The organism is Halalkalibacter okhensis, from assembly GCF_000787375.1.
Lineage (GTDB): Bacteria > Bacillota > Bacilli > Bacillales > Bacillaceae_D > Halalkalibacter > Halalkalibacter okhensis.
In genome coordinates, this window is sequence record NZ_JRJU01000001.1 from 125,788 (window position 1) to 149,619 (window position 23,832).

25 protein-coding genes are annotated in these 23,832 nt (G+C 37.1%); 9 read left to right on the plus strand and 16 right to left on the minus strand.

Annotated elements, in window-relative coordinates:
- Positions 1 to 11: 11 nt before the first annotated feature.
- The 3 genes from LQ50_RS00660 to LQ50_RS00670 form a co-directional block, all read right to left on the minus strand.
- The gene (locus tag LQ50_RS00660) at positions 12 to 662 is read right to left on the minus strand and encodes an NfeD family protein (RefSeq protein WP_034624977.1); all 651 of its coding nucleotides are present in this window, start codon (positions 660 to 662) and stop codon (positions 12 to 14) included.
- Between the two features lie 96 nt (positions 663 to 758).
- Positions 759 to 1,634 (minus strand): DUF1002 domain-containing protein, encoded by an 876-nt coding sequence (locus LQ50_RS00665; protein WP_034624979.1) that lies wholly within the window; start codon positions 1,632 to 1,634, stop codon positions 759 to 761.
- Between the two features lie 131 nt (positions 1,635 to 1,765).
- Positions 1,766 to 3,001, minus strand: coding sequence for an MFS transporter (locus LQ50_RS00670; protein ID WP_034624982.1), 1,236 nt, complete (start codon positions 2,999 to 3,001; stop codon positions 1,766 to 1,768).
- A 117-nt stretch (positions 3,002 to 3,118) separates the two neighbouring features.
- Between LQ50_RS00670 and yqfZ the strand changes: the two genes are divergently transcribed.
- Together yqfZ and ispG are read left to right on the plus strand one after the other, a co-directional pair.
- Complete coding sequence (yqfZ, locus tag LQ50_RS00675; RefSeq protein WP_034624984.1) at positions 3,119 to 3,478, plus strand: protein YqfZ; 360 nt, start codon at positions 3,119 to 3,121, stop codon at positions 3,476 to 3,478.
- Positions 3,479 to 3,606: 128 nt separating this feature from the next.
- Positions 3,607 to 4,701, plus strand: coding sequence for a flavodoxin-dependent (E)-4-hydroxy-3-methylbut-2-enyl-diphosphate synthase (gene ispG, locus LQ50_RS00680; RefSeq protein ID WP_202595334.1), 1,095 nt, complete (start codon positions 3,607 to 3,609; stop codon positions 4,699 to 4,701).
- 55 nt (positions 4,702 to 4,756) lie between these two features.
- Here the strand turns inward: ispG and LQ50_RS24735 are convergent, their stop codons facing one another.
- On the minus strand, positions 4,757 to 5,218 hold the full coding sequence (locus LQ50_RS24735; RefSeq protein ID WP_052144504.1) for a DUF4190 domain-containing protein: 462 nt from the start codon (positions 5,216 to 5,218) through the stop codon (positions 4,757 to 4,759).
- Positions 5,219 to 5,382: 164 nt separating this feature from the next.
- Between LQ50_RS24735 and LQ50_RS00690 the strand changes: the two genes are divergently transcribed.
- On the plus strand, positions 5,383 to 5,958 hold the full coding sequence (locus LQ50_RS00690) for a nucleotidase (protein WP_034624987.1): 576 nt from the start codon (positions 5,383 to 5,385) through the stop codon (positions 5,956 to 5,958).
- Between the two features lie 44 nt (positions 5,959 to 6,002).
- On the opposite strand, the gene LQ50_RS00695 is transcribed toward LQ50_RS00690, so the two are convergent.
- From LQ50_RS00695 to LQ50_RS00715, 5 genes are all read right to left on the minus strand, one after another.
- Positions 6,003 to 6,221, minus strand: a complete 219-nt coding sequence (locus tag LQ50_RS00695; RefSeq protein WP_034624989.1) for a DUF1540 domain-containing protein — start codon at positions 6,219 to 6,221, stop codon at positions 6,003 to 6,005.
- Between the two features lie 144 nt (positions 6,222 to 6,365).
- Positions 6,366 to 6,779 carry a Fur family transcriptional regulator gene (locus LQ50_RS00700; RefSeq protein WP_034624991.1) on the minus strand — a complete coding sequence of 138 codons (414 nt, stop codon included), beginning with the start codon at positions 6,777 to 6,779 and terminating at the stop codon, positions 6,366 to 6,368.
- An 18-nt stretch (positions 6,780 to 6,797) separates the two neighbouring features.
- On the minus strand, positions 6,798 to 7,625 hold the full coding sequence (locus LQ50_RS00705; protein ID WP_052144505.1) for a metal ABC transporter permease: 828 nt from the start codon (positions 7,623 to 7,625) through the stop codon (positions 6,798 to 6,800).
- A gap of 26 nt (positions 7,626 to 7,651) precedes the next feature.
- Positions 7,652 to 8,515: a metal ABC transporter permease gene (locus LQ50_RS00710; protein WP_034624992.1), complete on the minus strand. Its 864-nt coding sequence runs from the start codon at positions 8,513 to 8,515 to the stop codon at positions 7,652 to 7,654.
- A 3-nt stretch (positions 8,516 to 8,518) separates the two neighbouring features.
- Positions 8,519 to 9,295, minus strand: a complete 777-nt coding sequence (locus tag LQ50_RS00715) for a metal ABC transporter ATP-binding protein (protein ID WP_034624994.1) — start codon at positions 9,293 to 9,295, stop codon at positions 8,519 to 8,521.
- Positions 9,296 to 9,444: 149 nt separating this feature from the next.
- Here LQ50_RS00715 and ppx point away from each other — a divergent pair, with 149 nt between their 5' ends.
- Positions 9,445 to 10,995 carry an exopolyphosphatase gene (ppx, locus tag LQ50_RS00720; protein ID WP_034624996.1) on the plus strand — a complete coding sequence of 517 codons (1,551 nt, stop codon included), beginning with the start codon at positions 9,445 to 9,447 and terminating at the stop codon, positions 10,993 to 10,995.
- 71 nt (positions 10,996 to 11,066) lie between these two features.
- Entirely contained in the window at positions 11,067 to 13,187 is a 2,121-nt protein-coding gene (locus tag LQ50_RS00725; protein ID WP_034624997.1) for an RNA degradosome polyphosphate kinase, read from the plus strand.
- A 157-nt stretch (positions 13,188 to 13,344) separates the two neighbouring features.
- Here LQ50_RS00725 and LQ50_RS00730 read toward each other — a convergent pair whose 3' ends face one another.
- The 3 genes from LQ50_RS00730 to LQ50_RS00740 form a co-directional block, all read right to left on the minus strand.
- Entirely contained in the window at positions 13,345 to 14,211 is an 867-nt protein-coding gene (locus LQ50_RS00730) for a metal ABC transporter permease (RefSeq protein WP_034625000.1), read from the minus strand.
- The gene (locus LQ50_RS00735; protein WP_034625002.1) at positions 14,211 to 14,963 is read right to left on the minus strand and encodes a metal ABC transporter ATP-binding protein; all 753 of its coding nucleotides are present in this window, start codon (positions 14,961 to 14,963) and stop codon (positions 14,211 to 14,213) included. Before LQ50_RS00735 ends, LQ50_RS00730 begins: the two co-directional genes overlap by 1 nt.
- A gap of 370 nt (positions 14,964 to 15,333) precedes the next feature.
- Positions 15,334 to 16,461, minus strand: a complete 1,128-nt coding sequence (locus tag LQ50_RS00740) for a two-component system sensor histidine kinase NtrB (RefSeq protein WP_034625004.1) — start codon at positions 16,459 to 16,461, stop codon at positions 15,334 to 15,336.
- Positions 16,462 to 16,641: 180 nt separating this feature from the next.
- On the opposite strand from LQ50_RS00740, the gene LQ50_RS00745 reads away from it, so the two are divergent.
- Positions 16,642 to 16,905 (plus strand): DUF2624 family protein, encoded by a 264-nt coding sequence (locus LQ50_RS00745; protein WP_034625006.1) that lies wholly within the window; start codon positions 16,642 to 16,644, stop codon positions 16,903 to 16,905.
- A 128-nt stretch (positions 16,906 to 17,033) separates the two neighbouring features.
- Here the strand turns inward: LQ50_RS00745 and LQ50_RS00750 are convergent, their stop codons facing one another.
- Positions 17,034 to 17,927 (minus strand): deoxyribonuclease IV, encoded by an 894-nt coding sequence (locus LQ50_RS00750; protein WP_034625008.1) that lies wholly within the window; start codon positions 17,925 to 17,927, stop codon positions 17,034 to 17,036.
- Positions 17,928 to 17,944: 17 nt separating this feature from the next.
- A complete protein-coding gene (locus LQ50_RS00755) occupies positions 17,945 to 19,297 on the minus strand; it encodes a DEAD/DEAH box helicase (protein WP_034625009.1) in 1,353 nt (450 codons plus the stop codon).
- Positions 19,298 to 19,548: 251 nt separating this feature from the next.
- Here LQ50_RS00755 and vrrA point away from each other — a divergent pair, with 251 nt between their 5' ends.
- The 3 genes from vrrA (at position 19,549) to LQ50_RS00770 (ending at position 21,899) form a co-directional block, all read left to right on the plus strand.
- The gene (vrrA, locus tag LQ50_RS24185; protein WP_052144506.1) at positions 19,549 to 20,142 is read left to right on the plus strand and encodes a VrrA/YqfQ family protein; all 594 of its coding nucleotides are present in this window, start codon (positions 19,549 to 19,551) and stop codon (positions 20,140 to 20,142) included.
- Positions 20,143 to 20,281: 139 nt separating this feature from the next.
- The gene (locus LQ50_RS00765; RefSeq protein WP_034625011.1) at positions 20,282 to 20,776 is read left to right on the plus strand and encodes a CarD family transcriptional regulator; all 495 of its coding nucleotides are present in this window, start codon (positions 20,282 to 20,284) and stop codon (positions 20,774 to 20,776) included.
- Between the two features lie 178 nt (positions 20,777 to 20,954).
- The gene (locus tag LQ50_RS00770; protein ID WP_034625013.1) at positions 20,955 to 21,899 is read left to right on the plus strand and encodes a 4-hydroxy-3-methylbut-2-enyl diphosphate reductase; all 945 of its coding nucleotides are present in this window, start codon (positions 20,955 to 20,957) and stop codon (positions 21,897 to 21,899) included.
- A 62-nt stretch (positions 21,900 to 21,961) separates the two neighbouring features.
- On the opposite strand, the gene LQ50_RS00775 is transcribed toward LQ50_RS00770, so the two are convergent.
- Complete coding sequence (locus LQ50_RS00775; RefSeq protein WP_034625015.1) at positions 21,962 to 23,083, minus strand: Nif3-like dinuclear metal center hexameric protein; 1,122 nt, start codon at positions 23,081 to 23,083, stop codon at positions 21,962 to 21,964.
- Positions 23,080 to 23,790, minus strand: coding sequence for a tRNA (adenine(22)-N(1))-methyltransferase (locus LQ50_RS00780; protein ID WP_034625017.1), 711 nt, complete (start codon positions 23,788 to 23,790; stop codon positions 23,080 to 23,082). Before LQ50_RS00780 ends, LQ50_RS00775 begins: the two co-directional genes overlap by 4 nt.
- Positions 23,791 to 23,832 lie beyond the last annotated feature (42 nt).

Sequence of the window (23,832 nt, forward strand, 5' to 3'; positions counted from 1 at the left end):
TTGAGTAAGCCTCAACTATCCGTATTTTCCTCATTCTCTAATGGTTTAATTAATATTCTTGTACCGTCCACCGACACGACAATAATATCTTGACTTGCTTCAATCCAACTTCCTCCACTTGTTGCACTGTATTGCTCGCCTTCAATTTCAACTGTTCCAGTTGGGCGAAATGAACTAATCGTTCTTCCTCTTTTTCCAACAAGTTGATGATATTGCTCATTTATTGAGTTATACCCTAACTCATTCGTTAGTTTATCTTTTAATGTCATTTTTGCCCATAAATTACGTGATGGAAACACTTTTAAAAATAAAGCTGAACTAAATCCACCGATAATAAATCCCATTGAAACTAAAACCCCATATATGAAAGTTGGGGCCGGTACTGCCAAACCAATAATCATTAAAACGACTCCTAATAACGCTACCGTACCATCAGTAATTACTTTTCCATCAATAACAATTAACGCAAGGCCTACTATATATAATATGACAACCCATAAGCCTACATCACCTGTAATGTGATAAGAGAAATACATAGCCATTATTGCAATTCCTAAAATAGCAAATAGCCCTTTAACTCGAACTAATAACTCACCAATTAAAAATAGAGTCCCTAAAAAAACAACAACAAATCCGATACTAGGTGAATCTAACCATTCCATTCCCCTTCCTCCTTTCTATGTCATTTACGTTTTTGATCGTACATTCGTTTCATTAATTTTAGAAATAAAAAAGAGAGAGGATTCTCCCCTCTCCCATTATGAACTAAATAAACCACGAAGGGAATCAATTAGTCGATTAATTAAATCAAGAAAATTCTTGATAAACCCTTGAGTATCTTCTCGATTTAAAAATTCATCCAAATTATCTCGAACTCTTGAGATTTGATCTTGAACCTGGCTCCAGTCAATGTTAAGGTCTTTCATACGCATAAATAGTGACACTAGGCCATTTAATTCTTCGTCCGTTAACGTAATACCAAGCTCTGCAGCAACACGCCGAATCAGTTCTCTTAGATCCTCTTCTGTTTCAACAGGATTATTCGCAATTTCTTCTTTAATTCGATTCATCAGTTCTGTTGCTTCTTCCATCCCGATCGAATCACTTAATTCACCAGTACGTATCAATTCTTCATTTGCAATTTGCTTTTGTTCTTCTGGGATTTCAATCTCCGTAGCAATTTCGTATGCTTTAATTAAACCAGTTAAAGCTGCTGTTCCTGAGACAGCGATTGGCGCAGTAATATAGATATCTGCATCCTCAACGCCCGCTGTAATTAATGCATTAGAATACATTTCATCTGAAACCCAGTTGATATTATTGGATTCAACTGCTATTCCTGCTCCTTCTTCTCCGAGGGTAATCTTTGAAGAGGACAGGGCATTGGTACCGATTCTTGATGCACTAATATAGTTCCCTAAATATTGATGCTCTTCCTCATTTGTTACATAAATGATCGTATCATCTTGTGTTGCACCCATCTCATTTAAGATTGACTGCTTTTGTGTTTCAGATAAATCTTCACCAAGAGTAATAATCACATCCCCTGGAATTGCATCAGCTGCAGCAAACACGGGTAATACAAGAGCAAAAACTAGCGTAAGTGCTAAACATTTCTTCCAAATTGATTTCATTTTCATCTTCTCCTTTTATGACTGCAACGATTTTGATCGTTAAGTCGGTTCTCATCAATGAGACGAGAGCTCTACTAAATAAGAAACACTTTTTCTATAAGAATAAAAAGGTACTTTAGTCTCATTTTTACTTAAATACGTGAAAGATCCGTGACATGACATTCCTTCCCCAAAGGAAAACACTTCCAGCTAAATAACAATACTACCATAGTACAGGTGACAAAGAACAATGCGGTAAACATCATTTGTTCAACGTTACTTATCCAATAACCAAAGCAAAGCGGACCTAGAGCAACTCCCAAAAATCGCAGCATAGAATAGAAAGAAAATACCGTCCCTCGTTCCTTTACTGAAATAATGGAGGCCAAAGCAGCATTGGCTGCCGGGAGTACAATACCAAACCCCACGCCATAAATGGCCATTGAGAGAACAAACAAATGTAATTCAGGTTGTACCACCATCATAACAGAACCACTTGTCATAATTAATCCCCCATAAATAAAAGCTCGTTTATAATTATTCTCATTCCCTTTTAATTTACGTGCTGTTACAAAAGAGAGAACCGTAAGCATTAAAAGGGGGACTGCAAGCAATAGTCCATTGATAAGGGAGGAAAAATCACCGCTCATTTCGAGTAAATACGAAAAATAAAATAAATAACCAAATAAAAGAAACATCCCGAATAATCCAAATGTAAATATAGGGATGAGCCATCTCCAATGAGTATGAAATAAATCTATTAACCTCCTCCATTTCTCTATGTTCTTTTCCACCTCTTTTGAAGGCGTTTTCTTTGTACGTATAAAAAACATGATCCCTATGAAAGCAAAAAGAGAAATGGCCAAATAAAATACAAAACTAAAGTACCAAGAAAAAGATAAAATCACCCCACCGACAATTGGACTTATAACTTTTCCTGCTCCATTAAATACTTCAACCGTTCCTAAGGCTCGATTTCTTCGTTCCCCTTCAAATAAATCTGTAATAAACGCCATAGCTAAAGGGGTCAAACTACCTGCTCCAACCCCTTGTAAAACCCGTCCAAACATCATTAATTCAAAAGCACCTGCTACACTACCCATCATTCCAGCAAAAGCACTAATGATGCAGCCAATTATAATAAGCGGAAGAGAAATAAGAGCAATTCTTTTTCGCCCATAACGATCAGAAAAAATGCCTCCTAGGGGAACAAGAAGGGAAGCCGGAATGGAAAAACTAGTTAATAACCACCCACCCTCCACTGATGTTAACCCCATATCTACTTGCATCTGGGGTAGGAGTGGAATAAACATGGAATTACCAATAGCCATTATAAAAGGGAGAAGCCCCACAAAAAAAAGAATATACGTTGACCGAGCACCGTCCAATGTATTCACTCCCTTCAAATTATGTTTTAGAAAATTCTTCCTTAAATTTGTCATATTCATTCTTAAACTACATATACTCTTAAATGAAATGACACGTTATTAAAGGAGGACAAGCTAATGAAACGTATCGGAATTTTTTTCATCATCCTCGTTATTTTATACAGCACTTATTATGATCTAACTATTGGAACATTACCCAACGGACTTTCCCATACAGCTTCTCACCCTCAAGCTGATTCAATAGAACAATTGGATGTTGCAGAGCTTCAAGAAACAATGGCAGAAGAATTTGAACCATTTAAAGAAATGGTCGTTGAACCTGGTCATACGGTTTTATCGATTGTAGAACATTTACACGAAGGTCCTATCTCAGCATCAATACAAGAAATCGTTCATGATTTTCAAGAATTAAATGGGGGAACAAAACCAGAGGAAATTCAAATAGGAAAAAAATACTTCTTTCCCATTTATCATTAAGTTACCTTCGTCTTCACTTTATCCTTGCCAAACAATTGTGGACATTGATAAAATGAAGGCGATTCTCTTTTTGAGACTAGGTGAAGAGTAACTCTTCAAAATAAAGGAGCGATTGGTCAATGACCGAAATAATACATCGTACAAAAACACGCCCCGTTAAGGTAGGGAATTTGACTATCGGTGGCAATAATGAAGTAATCGTCCAAAGTATGACTACGACAAAAACACATGACGTTGATGCAACAGTTGCTGAAATTAAGCGGCTTGAAGAAGCAGGCTGTCAAATTGTCCGTGTAGCTTGTCCTGATATGCGCGCAGCAGAAGCTATTGCGGATATAAAAGCACAGATCAATATACCTCTTGTTGTTGACATTCACTTTGATTATAAACTTGCCCTAAAAGCAATTGAAGGTGGAGCCGATAAAATTCGAATCAATCCAGGAAATATCGGAAAACGTCACAAAGTTGAAGCCGTTGTTAAAGCAGCAAAAGAAAAGGGAATTCCTATTCGCATCGGAGTTAACGCCGGTTCTCTTGAAAAGCGAATCCTTGATAAATACGGTTACCCAACAGCGGATGGCATGGTAGAAAGCGCCCTTCACCATATCCAAATATTGGAGGAACTTGATTTTCATGACATCATTGTTTCCATGAAAGCATCAGATGTGAATTTAGCGATTGAAGCCTATGAAAAAGCAGCAAAAGCATTTGATTACCCTCTTCACTTGGGAATTACAGAATCCGGTACACTATTTGCAGGCACCATTAAAAGTGCTGCTGGTTTAGGTGCTATTCTAAATATGGGAATTGGTAACACCGTTCGGATTTCCTTAAGTGCCGATCCTGTTGAAGAAGTAAAAGTAGCTCGTGAATTGTTAAAGTCGTTCGGCCTTGCAGCCAATGCAGCTACACTGATTTCTTGTCCAACGTGCGGTCGAATTGAAATTGATCTTATAAGCATTGCTAATGAGGTTGAAGAATATATTGCCAGCATTAAAGCACCAATAAAGGTAGCTGTACTTGGTTGTGCTGTCAATGGTCCTGGTGAAGCACGTGAAGCCGATATCGGGATAGCTGGTGCACGCGGAGAAGGTTTGCTCTTCATGAAAGGGGAAATTGTTAGAAAGGTCCCTGAAGAAACGATGGTTGAAGAGTTAAAAATTGAAATTGATAAAATTGCTGAGGAACATTTCAAAAAGCAACGTGAATTAGAAAAAGCATAAGCGATGAGCTTATGCTTTTTCTCTGTTTGTGTTCCCCGTTCACCCCTTAATCTCGTTAGAAAAATGGGGAGAAAAAGACTGTCATGAGAATCGAAACGGCACCAATACCAATTGCCCAGTTACCAAGCGTAGTGGAGCCATAACGACGCGAAACAAAACCTATTACAATACCAGCTGCCCCAAGCAATACTGGCAAGAAGAATAAAGATAAAATGGAAAGCACAATCGCAAATGTACCTACACCACGACCTGCCGTAGCATCATCTACGTTTGCTTCTGCTGTTTCATCCCGTTCAGCCATTCCGTTCATAGTTGCATATTCTGCAGCTGTTTCCTCTTGGAAATTTGTCACGAATGGTTCATCTTTTTCTTCTTCTCTTAATGAAAGGTCACGGGAATCATCTCTCCCGTTTTCATATCGTCCACCTTCAACATGGTTATTAACCAGTGTCAAGGAACGATCATCTTCATCAACCAACCTGATTGGTTCATCTTTCGGATGTTCTCGGTCTGCCATACGAATCCCTCACTTTCTTTTTTTCGGGGAACAGTTATAGTATGGCAACAGACAGAAAGAATTATCGGTGTAAATCTTTTCATACAGAGGAAACTAACTAGACCAACCGCTTACTTTCGTGTAAGGTAAAGAATACAAAAGGAATTTTGTTGAGGTGACGAAAAATGACAAAAAAAAGAATGGGATTGGACATTGACGGTACTGTCACTGATCCGAATACATTTATCCCTTATTTAAACAAACATTTCAAGAAATCATTAACGTTAGATGATTTAACGGAATATGATTTAACATCTGTTCTCAATATAACTGAAGAACAATTTTGGAAGTGGATGGGCGAGCATGAAGGTCTCATTTATAAAGAGGCCGAATTAGCTGCGCATGCAGAATTGACACTTCATGAGTGGACGAAACATCATGACCTTATTTATATCACAGCAAGAAGATCTCACTTAGCAGAGATTACACAGAACTGGTTTATGACAAAAGCTGTTCCTTATGACCACATTGAACTTGTAGGAAAGCACGACAAGCTCGATGCAGTTAGAGAACATCAATTAGATATCTTTTTTGAAGACAAGCATGATAACGCAGTCGCAATAGCTGAAGAATTTAACATTCCTGTTATTTTAATGGATACACCATATAACCGTCTTCCCTCCCCTAATAATGTGATTAGAGCAAATGACTGGGTAGAAGCAAAGCGATGGGTGGACAACTGGTTAAAAGAAACGATGTAAAAAAGGACTGGCTGCCTTTACTACAAGACAGTCAGTCCTTTCCTTTACTCTTTTGGACGGAAGGTATGACAACAAGTTTCTTTTATATTATGAGCAGAGTCTTGATGTTCAGCTTTTTCATAAGGCTCAACGCCTGCTTCCATTGAGTAGTCACGATTGGCATGTGCATCTATTTCAACAAGAATAGATTCAGCTTGACACTTATTGCCTTCGCCCCAAAAAGAACAGTTTGCCACATTACATTTTACAATTGGCTTTGCCATGGTATCATCCCCTCCTACATTTAGGATAAAACAATACTTTAATTTCATGTCATTCAAAATATGGCATCCATAAAAATAAAAAAGTGCAAAGCCTTCCTTTTACAAACCATTGCTAGCTTGTACAGGATTACTTTTGCACTTTTGTTAATTACTACAGTTTTCACATTTTCCATATATTTCGAACTTATGCCCTGTAACTTGAAAATCTGGAAATTGCTGATTAATTGAATCCATTGGACAGTTTTCAATATGTTTTGTTTTGCCACATTCCAAACAAATTAAATGATGATGATGGTTGTTTGTAGAACAACTAAAGCGGAAACGTTTTTCCCCCTCAAGTTCAGTCTCTTCAAGGATGTTAAGCTCAGCAAATAAAGATAAGTTTCGATAAATTGTATCAAAGCTCATACCGGGATAATTACTTTGTAAACGCTCTAGTACATCCTTAGCAGACAAATATCGCTTTTCATCTGCAAAAAAATGCAACATCTCTTCCCGTTTACCTGTATGTTTGTATCCTTTATCCTTTAAGAGCTCCATTGCCTCTTCCACATTCATGATAAGCCCTCCATTCAATTATCGCATTAAACGTTTTAATAATAAAACAAGTAGTAACACCAATATGCTAATTAATACAATCATACCACCTGTTGCAATATTAAATTGATATGAAAAATATAATCCAAATAATATTGAAATTTGAGCAAATATTATACTAAAAAAGATAAGCTGTTTAAAGCTTTTTGAAACTTGTATACTTGCTGCAACAGGAATGACCACAAGAGCTCCAACAAGTAAGATTCCCACGACTTTCATTGACATTGAAATAACCATAGCAATTAATAACGCAAAGATAAAATTCACGAATTTCATTGAAATTCCTGATACCTGCGCAAACTCTTGATCAAATGATGTCAATACAAACTCCTTATAAAACAAAACAATGATAAACAAAACAAAAATAGCTGTAATCATTATAAATTGTACATCACTAACGGTTACACTTACAATACTCCCAAATAAATAAGAATACCATTCATTATATCCTGTCCGCGCAAGACTGATAAAGATAGCACTCATTCCAATTCCAGTCGACAAAATAATCGGCACAGCTAACTCCTGAAAATGGCGATACATTTCTCGTAAACGCTCAGTAATTAATGCACCAATTAAAGCAAAAACCACTCCTAAATACATTGGATTCATGTTTTGAAATAACGGTCCTAATGTCCCTAAAAAGACTCCTGCAGAAATACCTGTTAGTGTAATATGGGAAATGGATTCTGTTACGACTGATATTCGGCGAACGAGTAGAAAGGATCCGACAAGCGGGGCTATTATACCAATAATCACGCCGGCCAGAATTCCTCTTTCGATAAACGTAAGATTTAATAAAAATTCCATCGATTAGAGCCCCTATTCTTAAATTTTTAGCTCATTTTTTGCATTCTAAGTCCTCGAATTGATCTAGTGCCCGATTCTACCGCAATGACAATAAGTAAAATCAGAACTGAAATCATCACAATCATTCCACCAGGTGCCAAATCTAAATAAAATGAAGAAATCAAACCTGTAACTACTGCTATCTCGCCAAAAAAAATAGAATAAAAAAACATTTGCTTAAATCCTTTTGCCAATCTCATAGCAGCCGCTACAGGTAACGTCATTAATGCGGAGACCAGAAGGATTCCAACAATTCGCATCGAAGCAGCTATAACAAGTGCAACCATAATAATAAAAAGAAAGTTAACCAATTTGCGATTAATTCCTGAGACTTTCGCTTGTTCTTCATCAAATGACAAAAGGAATAATTCCTTATAAAAAAGTATTAGAACAAATAACACGACCACTGTTATCAAACTTATAGCCACTAAATCGGAGCGACTAACAGCAATAACACTTCCAAATAAATAATTAAACAAATCATTATTAAATCCATCAGCCATAGATATAAACACAACACCAAGACCTATTCCTCCTGATAAAATTATCGGTATGGCAATTTCTTTATAGAATTTATAGGCACTTCGGAGTTGCTCAATTAATAATGAACCCCCAACAGAAAAAATCAATCCCATATATAAAGGATTGAGTCCTTGAAAAAAGACAACATGCTTAGCTAGCAGTAAGCTTGCCGCAATTCCTGATAAAGTAATATGCGACAAAGCATCAGCGATTAGAGCGAGGCGACGGACAACTAGGAACACACCCAATAGTGGAGCTAACAGTCCAATAAGCAATCCAGAGTAAAATGCATTCTGCAAAAACTCATACCGAAAAAAAGCTTCTATCATGATTCAATGCCCCCCATGGTGATGATTATGGGTAACTAAGTGGACATCATGCCCATAAAATGACGATAAATCTTGGTTTGCCTCGAAATCTGCCGTATTTCCGTGGAAATGAAGCGTCTTGTTTAGACAAGCTACGTCAGTAACGTGATCTGTCATTACACCAATATCGTGAGTCACAAGAATAAGAGTAATTCCATTGTCCCTATTCAGATGGTCAAGCATATCATAAAACTGTTTTACACTAGCTGCATCGACTCCAACTGTTGGCTCATCCAGAATAAGCAATTCTGGCTCACTTACAAGTGCACGAGCAATAAAAACTCGTTGTTGTTGTCCCCCAGATAATTCCCCTATATTTTTATGGATATATTCAGTCATTCCAACTTGCTCTATTACATCTCGGACGAGCTGCTTATGCTTACGGTTTAAAAAACGCATCAAACCTACCTTCCCGTATAACCCCATCGAAACGACTTCAAACACCGTAGCAGGGAATCCTGAATTAAAACTATTCGCTTTTTGCGAAACAAAACCAATTCTTTCCCACTGCTTAAATTTTGAAATACGTTGATCAAACAATGTTATTTCTCCAGATTGAAGGGGTATTAACCCTAATATCAATTTTATTAATGTTGATTTTCCTGAACCATTCGGTCCAACCAATCCAAGAAATGAACCTTTTTTTATTTGTAAAGATACATTTTCCAGTACATTTTGATTACCATACTGAAAAGAGAGATTGTTTATTAAAACAGCATTATTTGTTTCTGATTCATTCACCGGTTGTCCCCCCCTTTTTATAAGAACAATTACGATTTGTTATATGTCCTTACCTATTATAAAGGTTATTTTGAATCTGTCTACCTTTAGGCTCTAGTAACAAATTTTGCTATAATTAACTTACTCCTGAACATAAAGAGGTGAAAGGCATGATAGAAAAACATGTAGCCATAGTCGATATGGGGTCTAACTCCATTCGTTTAGTGATTAATAAAATTGACAGCAATGGATATTATAATGAATTGCATAACTTTAAAACCGTAGCAAGACTTAGTGCCCATATTGACCAGAATGGAAACTTATCTGAAATCGGAATTCAAACGATTTTAGACACTCTTGCGAGATTTAAAGAAATGATTCATTTTCATCACGTTCAGCAAGTTATGGTGATCGCGACAGCAGCCATGCGTAAAGCAAAAAATCGAGAAAAAATTGTAAAGTTAGTGAAAGAAACAATAGGATTTGACATTCGCATTCTCTCGGAATATGAAGAAGCTTATTATGGCTATTTAGCGGTTGTGAATTCAACCAATTTAGAAAATGGCTATACGATTGACATTGGTGGAGGAAGTACAGAAATTACTTTATTTGAAAACAGGGAATTAAAGCATTATCACAGCTTTCCTTTTGGAGCCATTACGTTACATCAGCAATTTTTTAAAAAGGACCTAGATGAAACTGAAACGTTAGCTCGACTTACAAAGTATATTATAAACCAGTTAGGAACTCTTCCTTGGTTAAAGGAAAAAAAAGCTTACCCTGTAATTGGCATTGGAGGCAGTGCTAGAAATTTAGCTCTAATTCACCAACGAAAAGAGAATTACCCTTTAGCTGGCCTTCATCAATATGAAATTTCTAAGCAGGAATTACTCGATATTAATACAATGTTACAGCATTCTACTATAGAAGAACGCATTGAATTAGATGGATTATCAAAGGACCGTGTCGATATTATCGTTCCAGCTTCTACGGTGATTGCTCAAATTGTAAGCCATGTGAAAGCGAACACTTTTATTCTAAGTCGAAAAGGTCTTCGTGACGGAGTGTTTTATGAGGAATTGTTAAAAGCTATGGAAACCAGCCGATTTCCTAATGTAGTAGAAGAGAGTCTATATCAATTATCAAATAGCTATGAATTAAATGTTGAACATGTTAACCACATCTCCCTGCTTGCAAACCAATTATATACACGACTGTATAACTATTGTCCTGTTGAACACAACTCAAGCGATGCAATCACACTATTAAACCAGAGTGCAAGGTTGCTCTATATCGGAGAGTATATAAATAACGAAGCTAGCAGTCAAAATACGTTTTATCTTTTAACCAATATGACCATTGAGGGCTTAACACACAGAGAGCGCTTGGCCATTGCTTTGATTTCATCCTATAAATCAAAATCACAAATGAATCAATACGCCAAGGCCTTTGACAAGTTACTTACTAAAAAGGAACTCAAATACTATGAATTCTTAGGTGCCATTTTAAAATTAGCTTACTCATTAGACCGAACGAGAAGAAAAGTAATTACCAATATTGGACAAGTTGAACAACATGAAGACGAACTATCCATTTATCTATACCACCAAACGGATGCTTTTTTTGAAGACACCCAGGCCACGAAACATAAAAAGCATTTAGAACGTGTAATTAAACATACAATTGATTTTAGATATATGCCTGCAGAGGTTCTGAAATAAGAATCTTAACATAGAATTTACAATCAGCTGTTAAAATTGAAATGTAGAATTTAACAGAGAGGTTGAGTCCCATGCAAAAGGATAAGTTAATTCAAAAACACATTGACCTTAATAACCCAACCTTTTACAACAACCGTGAGTTAAGCTGGCTCGCTTTTAATGAGCGGGTCCTAGAAGAAGCCATTGATGAACGCAATCCTCTTTTTGAAAGACTGAAATTCTTAGCGATTTTCAGCTCTAATTTAGACGAATTCTTTATGGTTCGTGTTGCTGGGCTAAAAGATCAAGTAAAGGCTGGTTTTAACCGGCCCGAAAACAAAGCCGGCTTAACTCCCAAACAACAATTAAAGCACATTTCTGACAAGAATCATTTACTTGTACATTTACAAGATACGGTTTATACGGAAACAATTATTCCGATGCTCGATCATGAAGGTATTCAATTTGTATCGATGGAAGATTGCGATGATGAACAACTTACTTATTTAGAAGGACGATTTCAAAATTATATATTTCCTGTATTAACTCCAATGGCCATAGACGCCTACCGACCATTTCCTATGCTATTAAATAAAAGCTTAAATTTAGCAGTTATTTTAAGACGAGTAGGAAATGATGAATTTGAAAAAGATCAATTAGCGATCGTCCAAGTTCCTTCTGTCTTAACTCGGTTTATTAGACTGCCTAAATCAGAAGGTCAAAAGGACCAGTTTATTTTACTTGAAGAAGTCATAAGTTATTTTATTAGTGCTCTATTCAATGGCTTTACCGTTAAGTCTGTATCTCCTTTTCGTATTACAAGAAATGCTGATATGACGATTCATGAGGAAGCATCTCGTGACCTGCTAAGTGAAATTGAGAAGGAGCTCAAGAAGCGTAAATGGGGAGCCGCTGTTCGATTAGAGATGCAAGAGGGCCAAATGAATCAAAACGTCCTCAATTTGTTACTGGATGTCCTTGAATTGCATCAAAATGACGTCTATTCCTATAAAGGGCCACTTGATTTAAGCTTTTTATTCAAACTATATGGACAACTTGCAAAAGAAAATGAACATTTGGCAAATGAGACGTTAATCCCACAGCCTCCAGAAGATTTAATTGGTGAAGAAGATATTTTTCAAGCAATTCAAAAACGTGACATTATTCTCCATCATCCATATGAATCCTTTCAACCCGTGATAGACTTTGTTACGCGTGCAGCTGAGGATCCTTCCGTTCTCGCCATTAAGCAAACACTATACCGTGTTAGTGGGGATTCTCCGATTATTCACGCATTAGCACTTGCAGCAGAGAATGGTAAACAAGTTACCGTCCTAGTTGAATTAAAAGCACGTTTTGATGAAGAAAATAACATTCAGTGGGCAAAAAAGCTTGAAAAATCAGGTGTTCATGTTATTTACGGAATTACTGCTCTAAAAACTCACAGTAAAATTACCTTGGTTGTTCGTCACCAAGAAGATCAAATTCAACGTTTTGTTCATCTAGGTACCGGAAATTATAATGATTCTACAGCAATGCTCTATACCGATCTTGGTTTTTTTACAGCTCGTGAGAAGTATGGAGAAGATGCAACGAATTTCTTTAATTATTTAAGTGGTTATAGCGAAAAACCAAAATGGCATTACCTCTCAACTGCCCCATTTGAAATTAGAGAAGAGTTCCTCCATTTAATAGATGAAGAAATTAAAAATCATAAAATAAATGGCAATGGCAAAATTATTGCGAAGATGAACTCCCTATCAGATAAGCCAATTATTTTAAAATTATATGAAGCTTCTCAAGCCGGCGTACAAATTGATTTAATTGTTAGGGGCATCTGTTGTTTACGACCTGGAATCAAAGATGTGAGTGAGAATATCCGAGTGTTTAGTATTGTTGATCGTTTTTTAGAGCATAGCCGAATTTTTTATTTTCACCATAATGGTGAGGAGAGAATTTTCTTGTCTTCAGCTGATTGGATGACGAGAAATATGGAAAAAAGAATTGAGATCTTATTTCCTATTGTAAGTTCGAGGAACAAAGAGCGTGTGAAAGAGATTTTAACCATTACCCTTCAAGATAATACAAAAGCGCGTCAACAAAAATCAGATGGGAGCTACAAATATATTACGCGACCAACTCATGACCAGCCAATTCAAAGTCAGCTTACATTTCATGAACTAGCTTCACGCTTTACAATTATCGAAGAATAAGATTAGGCATAACAAAGGGGGCGTCCCAAAAACGAATCATTTTTGGGACGCCCCCGAAGCTATGTGTTGGAGTCGCTACATTTAAAAAATGCCTCTTAATAGGAGAGAGTTTCACCTCTCAAGGCGCACATTGCCACATAGTTCCTGACTTTTAGTGTTATGCTCTTTGAACTTTCCGAGCACGCCATTTTTTTGTTAGAACTCCTTGTTTAGGTGAGAAGAAAAACGCAAAGCCAAATAATACAGAAGCAACTAATACAATCGAAGCTCCTGATGCTACATCATAAATGACTGAATAATACATTCCTACTATAGCTGATATCACACCAAACAATGCAGATAATGAAAGCATGACTGGCAAGCGATCAGTTAACAGGTAGGCTGTAGCTCCTGGTGTAATAAGCATAGCGACAACTAGAACAATTCCAACTGTTTTAAGTGATGCAACGGTTACTAGTGATAATAAAAGCATCAACAAATAATGAACGAGTTGAACAGGCACCCCTGTCGCTTTAGCCATAACAGGATCAAAGGTACTTAGCAACAGTGGACGATAAAAAATGACAATCATTAATAACACAAAAGCTCCAATTCCGACCGTGACCATAAGATCGGCTCTCGAGACCGCAAGCACGTTCCCAAAGAGGATATGCCAAAGGTCTACTCCTGTTCCACGTAGTCCTGTAATTAAGACAATTCCTAGCGCAAAAGCTGCGGTAAACATGATGCCAATAGCAGAATCATCTTTTATTCGACTATTTTGAGATACATAACCAATAGCAAGCGCAGTAAGTACACCTGTAATTGTAGCTCCAATAAAGAAACTAGCTCCAATCATATAGGCAATGACAACTCCTGGCAAAACAGCATGCGATATCGCATCCCCCATTAGAGCCATCCCACGTAAAATGATAAAACACCCAATTACGCCACAAATAATACCAACCAAAATTGCAGCGATTAACGCCTGTTGCAAGTAAGAATACCTCATTACTTGATCAATGAACATTGTAATGTTACTCATTACTCACTCACCACCATTATGTTTTCATCTTGCCCGAACAAGGTAATGCTACCCTTGTAAGTTTTTGAAAGAATATCAGGTTTATAAACAGCCTTTACTTCCCCAAATTCAACTAGCTCTTTATTAATTAACAATAATTCATCAAAATAATGCTCGACTTTACTTAAATCATGATGAACAACAAAAACCGTTTTCCCGTTATCCCTCATTTCTCTAAGGAGGTTGATAATAATTTCTTCTGATGTAACATCAATCCCAACGAAAGGTTCATCTAAAAAGAACAACTCAGCATGCTGTGCTAGTGCACGCGCAATAAAGACTCGCTGTTGCTGCCCCCCTGATAGCTCCCCGATTTGCCGCTTTCGATAATCTAACATTCCTACTTTTTCAAGAGATTCAATAACAATTTCTTGATCTTTCTTTCCAGCTTTTTTGTACCAAGGAATATGCGTAAACCTTCCCATCATGACAACATCCTCAACTAAAACAGGGAAATCCCAATCAATTTGATTGCGTTGAGGTACATATGATATTTGCTTTCTAACTTCATTTACTTTTTCACCTAAGACCGTCACTTTTCCTTGTGCTTTTTCTAATCCTAAAATGGCTTTAATTAATGTAGATTTACCTGCACCATTTGGACCGACAATCCCGATTAGTCTTCCTTTGTCTGCTTGAAAGCTAATATCTTTAACGGCTTGATTGTTCTCATAGAAAACAGAAAGTGACTCAACTTCTAAAATTTTATTCACTAGCTTTTCCTCCCATCAACATAGTCTTTAGTGTTGCAATAGAGCAACTTTTACGAGAAAAAACTCCCTTATTAGTAATGGACAATTGGACTTAAGTATTATAGAAGACATCGTCTAGTCAGAATTCATAGCCCACTTCATACATGATCACAACATCTTATGGATAATTTATAAAAAGGGTGCAAACTTAGGACAGGGCATAAAAGTTTCCCTAAGTAAACTTTTTCATATTATTTATTATAATCCTTTCTTACAAAGATGTAAATGTGTAACAGGATTTCTTTTTCTCTCAGAGCAAAAAGCTGATAATTGTTGAATTCCTTAACAATGATACATAAAAAAACCTGAGACCTATTAATTAAAATAGGTCTCAGGTTCCTAATGGCAATGAAACAATTACATTTGTACCAATACTATACGTACTATCTACTCGAAAACTTCCTCCATGATCTTCAATGATCTTCTTACATAACGGTATTCCTATTCCTGTACCTCTTTCTTTTGTCGTAAAGAAAGGCTTTCCTAATTGATTTAGGACAGATTCAGGCATGCCTTTACCATTATCCATTACTTGAATAATATAATTTTCCTCTTGGACCCTAGTTTCTATTGAGAGAACTCGATTTGAATTCGACTCTCCAAATGCTTCTACGGAGTTTCGTAAAAGATTAAGCATCACTTGCTTCACCATTGATTCATTCACGTAGATCTGCTTTTCGGTTTCTGCTAATTCAAGTTTAAATTCCACATCATGTAGAAGGCATTCTGCTTTCATAATTTCAGTTAAAGAATTCATAATCTGTACTGGTGATTGCCATCTCCGCTCCATTTTTTTGCGAGAGACGGAAAGGAAATCCTCAAGAATGCTGTTCATTCTGTTCATTTCCGACATGATCGTGTCATAATACTTTTGATGATCATTCGTTAATTGCGCCAATTGCAAAAAACCTTTAATTACCGATAATGGATTACGTAATTCATGAGCAACCCCTGCAGCAATATGTGATACTGCTTCCATTTGATGATGAAAGGTTAGCAGATTTTCAAATTGCCTTTGTAGCGAACGATCTTCATATACAAGATAAACCATTCCATCCTCCGCAAATGGAATCACTCTAATACGATAAACCATTTCATCTTCTTCAAAGTCCTCTACTTGTTTACTCTTTGTCATTAATGCTCTTTGAACAAGCTCTAAGCAAAATAAAATAAACGGGTTATCGATACTTAAATGCTCCAAAGTACAAACACGCAATTGTGACTCATTTATGTTAGTTACTTCTAAAAAAGCTTGATTCCACTTTAATATATGTAAATTTTGATCTACTTTTAAGTAAGGAATACCTAATTCTTCAATGAGAAAATGTTGTTCAATCATTTTTTCCTCCGTAAGTGTCGATGAATGAGTGTGCGAGAGTTGACTTGTTACTGAAGAATTCATTGACATTGAGTTATTCCTATTTGGGGCTATTTGTTCGTCTAGGTGCTTATTTTCCATAATGCCCCACCCCCCTCTTCTTGTAGCAATTTATGACATATTCAAACATGAGTTAGATTCTAATCGTTCCTTTATCAATCCTTTATTCGATAAGTCTACCAATATTTCCTTTTTTTCTGCACATTTTCTTCAAGTAACTCATACACTGTCATTATGTTACTTGATTAAAGGGGTGCTATTATGAATGCAATTATGCAACAACTGGTAAATAATAAGGTTAATTCTCTAACAGCAAATGAACTATTAAACCTAGCAAGTCAGTATAATATTAACCTTAGTAAGCAGCAAGCAGAAAAAGTCATTGCCATTCTAAGATCAGAGCAAATTGATGTTGCTAACCAAGCTCAAGTCCAAAGAATGATCCAACGTCTTCAAACAGAAGTAGACCCTTACGTATCTTCAGTTATTCAACAATTGCTTCAACAATTTAGTCAGTACCTTTAATTCACATAATAAATAACATAGACCGTTACACATAAACTGTATGACAAAAAAGCAGAGGTCATCTCGATGGCATGAACAAAGGACGTGTTTCCTTCAATGCTTCTTGATATCCCTTCTGCTTTTTGTTATTACAGGACGATTTTTGACTTTACGTCCGCATCAAATTCTCCTGAACGTATCATTTCAATCTCGTGTTTATAAGGTGCTTTTTTGTTCTTTTTATCTTCTCCAACAAACGGTGTCTCAAGAATCTTTGGTACGTCACTTAATTGTGGGTGATGCACAATATAGTGTAATGCTTTAAATCCAATATGACCAAAGCCTATATTTTCATGACGATCCTTTCCCGCCCCTTTCTCATTTTTACTGTCATTAATATGAAGGACTTTTAATCGATCAATTCCAATAATACGGTCGAAAGAATCGAGGACACCATCAAAATCAGCAACTATGTCATAACCAGCATCATGTGTATGACAAGTGTCAAAGCAAACAGACAAACGCTCATTATGCGTAACGCCTTCAATGATAGCTGCAAGTTCCTCAAACGTACGACCACATTCCGTGCCCTTTCCTGCCATCGTTTCTAAAGCAATTTGAACATCACGTTTTTCTTCAAATACCTCATTGAGCCCTTCGATGATTTTCTGAATTCCCGCTTCCGTTCCAGCCCCTACATGTGCTCCAGGATGCAAAACGATTTGTTTAGCACCAAGAGCTTCTGTACGTTCAATTTCCGATCTCAAAAAACGTACCCCTAACTCAAACGTTTCTGGTTTTGTCGTATTTGCTATATTAATGATATACGGGGCATGAACAACGATGTCGGACATCCCATTTTCTTTCATGTGTGCTAATCCTGCCTCAATATTTAATTCCTCAATCGCTTTTCTTCTTGTATTTTGTGGTGCTCCTGTATAAATCATAAATGTACTTGATCCATATGAAGCTGCTTCTTCACTTGCTCCAAGTAACATTTTTTTCCCGCTCATTGAAACATGAGAACCAAGTTTTACCGTCATAATTTCCTCTCTCCTACTTACTTTTTCTTTTTAATTCTTCTTTGTCTTTGCTCTTCCTTCGCTTGCTTAAACCGTGCCTTTTTCTTATAACCAGGCTTAACATTTTTAGGTCTCGCTACTGCTTTCCCACCTGTACGTTTCTGCTCTTTCGGTTTCGTTTCCGTCTTAGTTGTTTCGGATGATTTGGTTGTCTTTTTCTTTCCAGGGACACCAAGTGGAGCGCGTTCAAGCTGAGTCCAACTACCTTGCTTAAAATCATAATACGTAAATGTAATTCCTCTTTTCAGAAGTTTCTCAATCGCCTGTTGGTCATGATCTTCGTAGATCGTAAAGGCAATTCCATCCAAGCCGGCACGCGCTGTCCGGCCAACACGATGAATGTAAAAGTCTAGGTCCTTCGGGATATTAAAGTTAATAATATGAGTTACACCTTTTACATCAATTCCACGTGCTGCCAAGTCCGTAGCTACAAGGTATTGAACTTTTACCTCTTTCACTTGCTTCATGACTTGCTTACGTTGTCTAGGTTGCAGGCCACCATGAAGCCGTTCTACATTTAACCCCGCTGCTAACATGGCATCTGCCACTTCATCCGCTTGTTCTTTTGTATTTGTAAATACAATGGCTAAATAAGGGTTAATTGACTTTGCAATGTCTACAACAAATGGGATCTTTTCACGATGTCTAAGTGGTACAATTCGGTGTTCAATTTTCGATGCTGCTATATGCTTAGGCTCAACTTGAACATGGCGAGGATCCGTCATATATTTTTTTAAGAATGGCTGGAGCTTTTCTGGAATCGTTGCAGAGAATATCATCATTTGCAATGATTCTGCCATTCTTGATGCAACTTTGTCTACATCCGCAATGAAACCCATATCAAGCATCTGATCAGCCTCATCGACAACTAGCATTGCTGCTGTATAGACTTGGAGAGCCTGATCATCCATTAAATCACCAATTCGTCCAGCCGTACCAACAACAACATGCGGTTGTACTTTCAAACTTTCTATTGCACGTGAACGATCCGTTCCGCCCACTAACAATTTAGCATGAATTTGCTCATTTTCTGGGCAGAATTCAAGCAACTTTTTTAATTCATCAAATAACTGACTGGCAAGTTCACGAGTAGGTGCTGTAATAACAGCTTGTACTTCATTCACTGTAGGATTAATCTTATCTAATATCGGTAATAGAAATGAAAGAGTTTTCCCTGTTCCTGTTTGAGATTGCCCGATAACATCTCTCCCATTTTTAATGGCAGGTATAAGCCGTTCTTGAATTTCTGTCGGCAAAACAAATCCTTGATTACTTAATGCCTCAATTAAAAAAGGCTTAAGTTCAAATCGCTTAAAATTTTCTGATTTCATTATACATTTCAACTTCCTTCCGATGCCATTTGTGCAATACTTCATTTTATCATACATTGTTAGAACTTGACTATTTTAAAAAGAATTACTCTAGTGGCATTATCTATTTTATTAAATTTATCAACTCACCGCACACCACACATTTGCATATAGTTGTTATAAGAGTTTATGTATCCTTATTTCTATTTTCCCCAAAATTAGAAGGCGGTACACTTATTAAATCTGTTCATGCTAGGAAAGGAGATTTAATCATGCAACCATTTTTCGGTCCCCCATTCGGTTCAATGCCAATGCAAGCCCCTATGCAAGGAATGTCACAAGCAGCAAATATGTTTGCTCAAGGCGCTCCTTCTGCAAATGCGTTAGGGGGAGCAGGAAGTCAGGCACTTAGAGGAGGAGGGGGGCTTCTTTCTAGATTATTCGGAGGGTTAGGTGGAGCTTCCACAATGGCAGGCAATCCTATGATGGGCGGATTTTCATCGGCTGCTGCCGGTGGTGGGATGAATTTAACTTCAATGCTGACCAATGCTCAAAAAGTATTAGGGTTAACGCATCAAGTAGTTCCAATGATTCAACAGTATGGACCACTTATTCGAAATGCGCCAGCTATTTGGAAAATTATGATGAGTAGCAATTCAGATGAAAACGCTACTGATAACAGTAACGTTGATACAACAGAAACTGAAGGAAGCACGAAAATCAATATTGAAGAGACTGATGATTCAACAATGTTGTCACAAAGCTCTCCAATAAAGGGAAATATCTCATCCGTCCATCAAACAAAAACTCATCCCTTTAAACCGAAAGCCATTAAGGGAATCCCTGGTCCTAAATTGTATATTTAACCAAAGTAGAGAGATACTAGCGATATAACTAAAGATTTATGACATTTTTTTATTGACAAGAATTGCACATTGGTAGTAAAATTTACTTTTATATTTTTTTGTGTTACAATAAGGCTACTACTCGATTGGAGGAATGCCCATGTTTAAAGTTGGTGACCACGTTGTCTATCCTTATCACGGTGCAGGAACAATTCAAGATATTGAAGAGAAGGATGTTTTAGGAGAAACTCACTCTTATTTTATTCTTAACTTCCCGCTCGTTGATGTGAAGCTTATGCTTCCAGAAAGTAAGATTAACGATTCTGGACTGCGTAAGGTGATAGACCAATCAGAGTTAGATTCACTTGTAGATGCCCTGCAGAACGGGCCAGATATCCCACCTTCTACAAGTCATTTTTCTCGTGAAACCGAAAACCTCTTAAAGAGTGGAAGTATTATTGACGCAGCTCATCTTATTTCATCTCTTTCAAGAAAGCAAACAGAAAGGGCAAACGGCCTCCATATTCAAGACCGTAATCATTTACAAAAAGCCAGACAAATGATTGCCAGCGAGCTTGTACTAGTCAATGACATGACAGAAGAGCAAGCTTACGAATTCATTGACGATGCGCTTATTGAGCTAAAAGAAGCGTAAGCATTGTCACTTGAGGGAAACTACATTATACTATATAGCAGGAAAACTAAGGCTGTCTCCTTTATTTAGTCTCACTCTTACGTGAGACTAAATCCCCTGAGACAGCCTGATCTTGTTTTTCCATCTAATTATTTACCTACTACTCATTAAAAATGAGTCCAATTATAGGAGGCCTTTCATGAATGTAAAGAAAATTTCTCCAAGAGGATATTGTTATGGTGTCGTAGATGCAATGGTGCTTGCAAGACAAGCAGCTTCAAACTTGGACTTGCCTAGACCCATTTATATTTTAGGAATGATCGTCCATAACAAACATGTTACAGATGCATTTGAAGAAGATGGGATTATTTCACTAGACGGACCAAATCGTGTGGAAATATTAAAAAAAGTAGATAAAGGAACAGTTATCTTTACCGCACACGGTGTATCCCCTGAAGTTCGAAAGCTTGCAAAAGAAAAAGGGTTAACCGTTGTTGATGCAACATGCCCTGATGTAACTCGTACTCATGACCTTATACGTGACCAAGTAGCACAAGGATACGAAATTATTTATGTCGGGAAAAAAGGGCATCCTGAACCTGAAGGAGCTATTGGAGTCGCACCTCATTCGGTACACCTTGTGGAATCAGTCGAAGACGTAAAAAGCTTAGAAATTAAAACGGAAAAAATTATCATCACCAACCAAACGACAATGAGTCAGTGGGATGTTAGTGATATTATGAAAAAGGCAATGGAAGCTTATCCAAGTGCTGAAGTCCATAATGAAATTTGCTTAGCTACACAAGTACGTCAAGAAGCTGTTGCAGAGCAAGCAAAAGAATGTGATCTTGTTATAGTAGTTGGAGATCCAAAAAGCAATAATTCCAATCGTCTAGCTCAAGTTTCTGAACAAATTGCTGGGACCAAAGCTTATCGCATTGGAGATATTACTGAGCTCCAACAAGATTGGCTTCAAGGAATTCAGACCGTCGGTGTTACATCAGGTGCTTCCACACCAACACCGATTACCAAAGAAGTGATTACCTTTTTAGAGCAATACGATCCACAAGCAGATGCTGCTTGGAATCCTGAACGGAAAGTATCTCTTCAAAAGATATTACCAAAAGTCAAATCAAAAAGTTAAACAATGAAAAGGGGTGCCTCAAAAGGTCAAAAACAGACCTGTTGAGGCACCCCCCTTTAAATTTATACGAATTGAAATGGATCTGTATTTGGTTCCGAAATCATGACCGTTGTATCATACTTTGATTGCTCTAGAAACTCATCAAAAAATTTCTTCACACCGCTTTTCATGATTTTCTCAACATTATGTCCTGGATCGACGATATGTAAGCCTTCCATCATCGCATCATGAGCCACATGATAATATACATCACCAGTCACAAATACATCAGCGCCTTTAAAGATCGCATCCTTCATATATTTGTTTCCATCCCCGCCGAGAACAGCAACTTTTTGTACATTTGCTGTTAAATCACCGACCACTCTAGCGCCTTTCACTCCAAAAACTGTTTTCACATGCTCTGCAAACTCAGCTAATGTCATGTTAGATTCAAGCAACCCAATACGACCTAAACCAAGTACTTCTCCTTTATTGTCTAATGGGTATAGATCGAATGCTGGTTCTTCATATGGATGAGCTTTCAGCATGGCTCTAATCACTTTATTTTGAAGGTGTGAAGGGATAATGGACTCTATCTTTACTTCATCGACCACTTCGATCCTTCCTTTTTCACCTATAAAAGGATTTGTTCCTTCTTCAGGTTGAAACATCCCTTTTCCTATGGTATTAAAAGTGCAATGACTATAGTTCCCTATATGCCCTGCACCAGCTTGACCAATTGCTTCCCTGACTTGCAGAGCGTGAGTCTCAGGTACAAATACAACCATTTTTTTTAAAGCAGTAGTTATAGTTGGTGCAAGTACTTCTCTATTAGTAAGACCGAGAGCTTCAGCCATCATATCATTCACGCCGCCCTTTGCTACATCTAAATTGGTATGCGCTGCATAGATAGCTATGTCATGTTTAATTGCTTTTGCTACAATTCTTCCTTGTGGGGTATCGATGTCTATCTTTTTTAATGGTCTAAATAACAAAGGGTGATGAGCGATTATGAGATCAACCTCATTTTCAATCGCTTCATCAATCACCTCTTCTAGAACATCTAAGGCGATCATCACTTTTTTTACTTCTTTGTTTAATGTTCCGATCATTAAACCATTTTTATCACCGTCCACAGCCAATGACTTAGGAGACCATGATTCAAAATGTTGAATGAGAGCTTGACCATTAATGTATTTACTCATCTATGTAATACCTCCTCAACCATGTTAATTCTTTTTAATAAGTTCTTTCTTTTTTGCTCCACTTGTTCATTTATAGTGGCCTTATCAAACTGAGTTAAAATTCTCTTCCAATTTTCAACTTCAAACTGCCATTTTTTCTTGAAAGCAAGATTACTTTCTAGCATTAAAAAGGGACCAAGTAAAAGCTTAAGTTCTTTGTTATCTTCATATAAAGACTCGTCATTTCCTCGTTTGGCGACTAAAACTTCATAGATCTTTTCATCTTCTTCAAGAATCTCTTCTGAATTGAGAATCCAGCCATTATTCAAGAGCCATTTTCTAATCATATCAGCAGAAACGTTAGGCTGTAAGATCAAAGTTTCTACTCCTTCTAATTTATCTTTTCCCTCATCTAAAATGGTAGTGATCAGCCCTCCACCCATTCCAGCTATCGTAATTGTATTCACTTCACCACACTTAATAACTTCCAAACCATTTCCTCTTCTTACATCTATTCTTGCTGTTAATCCTGATTTTTCCACTTGTTTTTTAGCTGACTGAAACGGTCCTTCATTTACTTCACCAGCAATAGCTGTTAGGTTTGGATCCTTAATACATAAATAACATGGCAAGTACGCATGATCGGAACCAATATCTGCAATCTTTGCTCCACCTGGAACATGCTCCGCAACTCGAATTAACCTTTCAGACAAATGCTTCTCGTTCATTTTATCACCTATTACACATCGTTTATTTTAATAATTACCTTC

Excerpts from the sequence above, each read along its gene's own strand:
- LQ50_RS00745 (WP_034625006.1), top strand. The coding sequence starts at position 16,642 with ATGAATGCAATTATGCAACAACTGGTAAATAATAAGGTTAATTCTCTA.
- LQ50_RS00730 (WP_034625000.1), bottom strand. The coding sequence starts at position 14,211 with ATGAGTAACATTACAATGTTCATTGATCAAGTAATGAGGTATTCTTAC.
- LQ50_RS00775 (WP_034625015.1), bottom strand. The coding sequence starts at position 23,083 with ATGAGTAAATACATTAATGGTCAAGCTCTCATTCAACATTTTGAATCA.
- LQ50_RS24735 (WP_052144504.1), bottom strand. The coding sequence starts at position 5,218 with ATGGCAGACCGAGAACATCCGAAAGATGAACCAATCAGGTTGGTTGAT.
- LQ50_RS00690 (WP_034624987.1), top strand. The coding sequence starts at position 5,383 with ATGACAAAAAAAAGAATGGGATTGGACATTGACGGTACTGTCACTGAT.
- LQ50_RS00780 (WP_034625017.1), bottom strand. The coding sequence starts at position 23,790 with ATGAACGAGAAGCATTTGTCTGAAAGGTTAATTCGAGTTGCGGAGCAT.
- LQ50_RS00750 (WP_034625008.1), bottom strand. The coding sequence starts at position 17,927 with ATGACGGTAAAACTTGGTTCTCATGTTTCAATGAGCGGGAAAAAAATG.
- LQ50_RS00665 (WP_034624979.1), bottom strand. The coding sequence starts at position 1,634 with ATGAAATCAATTTGGAAGAAATGTTTAGCACTTACGCTAGTTTTTGCT.
- LQ50_RS00725 (WP_034624997.1), top strand. The coding sequence starts at position 11,067 with ATGCAAAAGGATAAGTTAATTCAAAAACACATTGACCTTAATAACCCA.
- yqfZ (WP_034624984.1), top strand. The coding sequence starts at position 3,119 with ATGAAACGTATCGGAATTTTTTTCATCATCCTCGTTATTTTATACAGC.
- LQ50_RS00705 (WP_052144505.1), bottom strand. The coding sequence starts at position 7,625 with ATGGAATTTTTATTAAATCTTACGTTTATCGAAAGAGGAATTCTGGCC.
- vrrA (WP_052144506.1), top strand. The coding sequence starts at position 19,549 with ATGCAACCATTTTTCGGTCCCCCATTCGGTTCAATGCCAATGCAAGCC.
- LQ50_RS00695 (WP_034624989.1), bottom strand. The coding sequence starts at position 6,221 with ATGGCAAAGCCAATTGTAAAATGTAATGTGGCAAACTGTTCTTTTTGG.
- LQ50_RS00765 (WP_034625011.1), top strand. The coding sequence starts at position 20,282 with ATGTTTAAAGTTGGTGACCACGTTGTCTATCCTTATCACGGTGCAGGA.
- ppx (WP_034624996.1), top strand. The coding sequence starts at position 9,445 with ATGATAGAAAAACATGTAGCCATAGTCGATATGGGGTCTAACTCCATT.
- LQ50_RS00740 (WP_034625004.1), bottom strand. The coding sequence starts at position 16,461 with ATGGAAAATAAGCACCTAGACGAACAAATAGCCCCAAATAGGAATAAC.
- LQ50_RS00755 (WP_034625009.1), bottom strand. The coding sequence starts at position 19,297 with ATGAAATCAGAAAATTTTAAGCGATTTGAACTTAAGCCTTTTTTAATT.
- LQ50_RS00700 (WP_034624991.1), bottom strand. The coding sequence starts at position 6,779 with ATGAATGTGGAAGAGGCAATGGAGCTCTTAAAGGATAAAGGATACAAA.
- LQ50_RS00660 (WP_034624977.1), bottom strand. The coding sequence starts at position 662 with ATGGAATGGTTAGATTCACCTAGTATCGGATTTGTTGTTGTTTTTTTA.
- LQ50_RS00710 (WP_034624992.1), bottom strand. The coding sequence starts at position 8,515 with ATGATAGAAGCTTTTTTTCGGTATGAGTTTTTGCAGAATGCATTTTAC.
- LQ50_RS00770 (WP_034625013.1), top strand. The coding sequence starts at position 20,955 with ATGAATGTAAAGAAAATTTCTCCAAGAGGATATTGTTATGGTGTCGTA.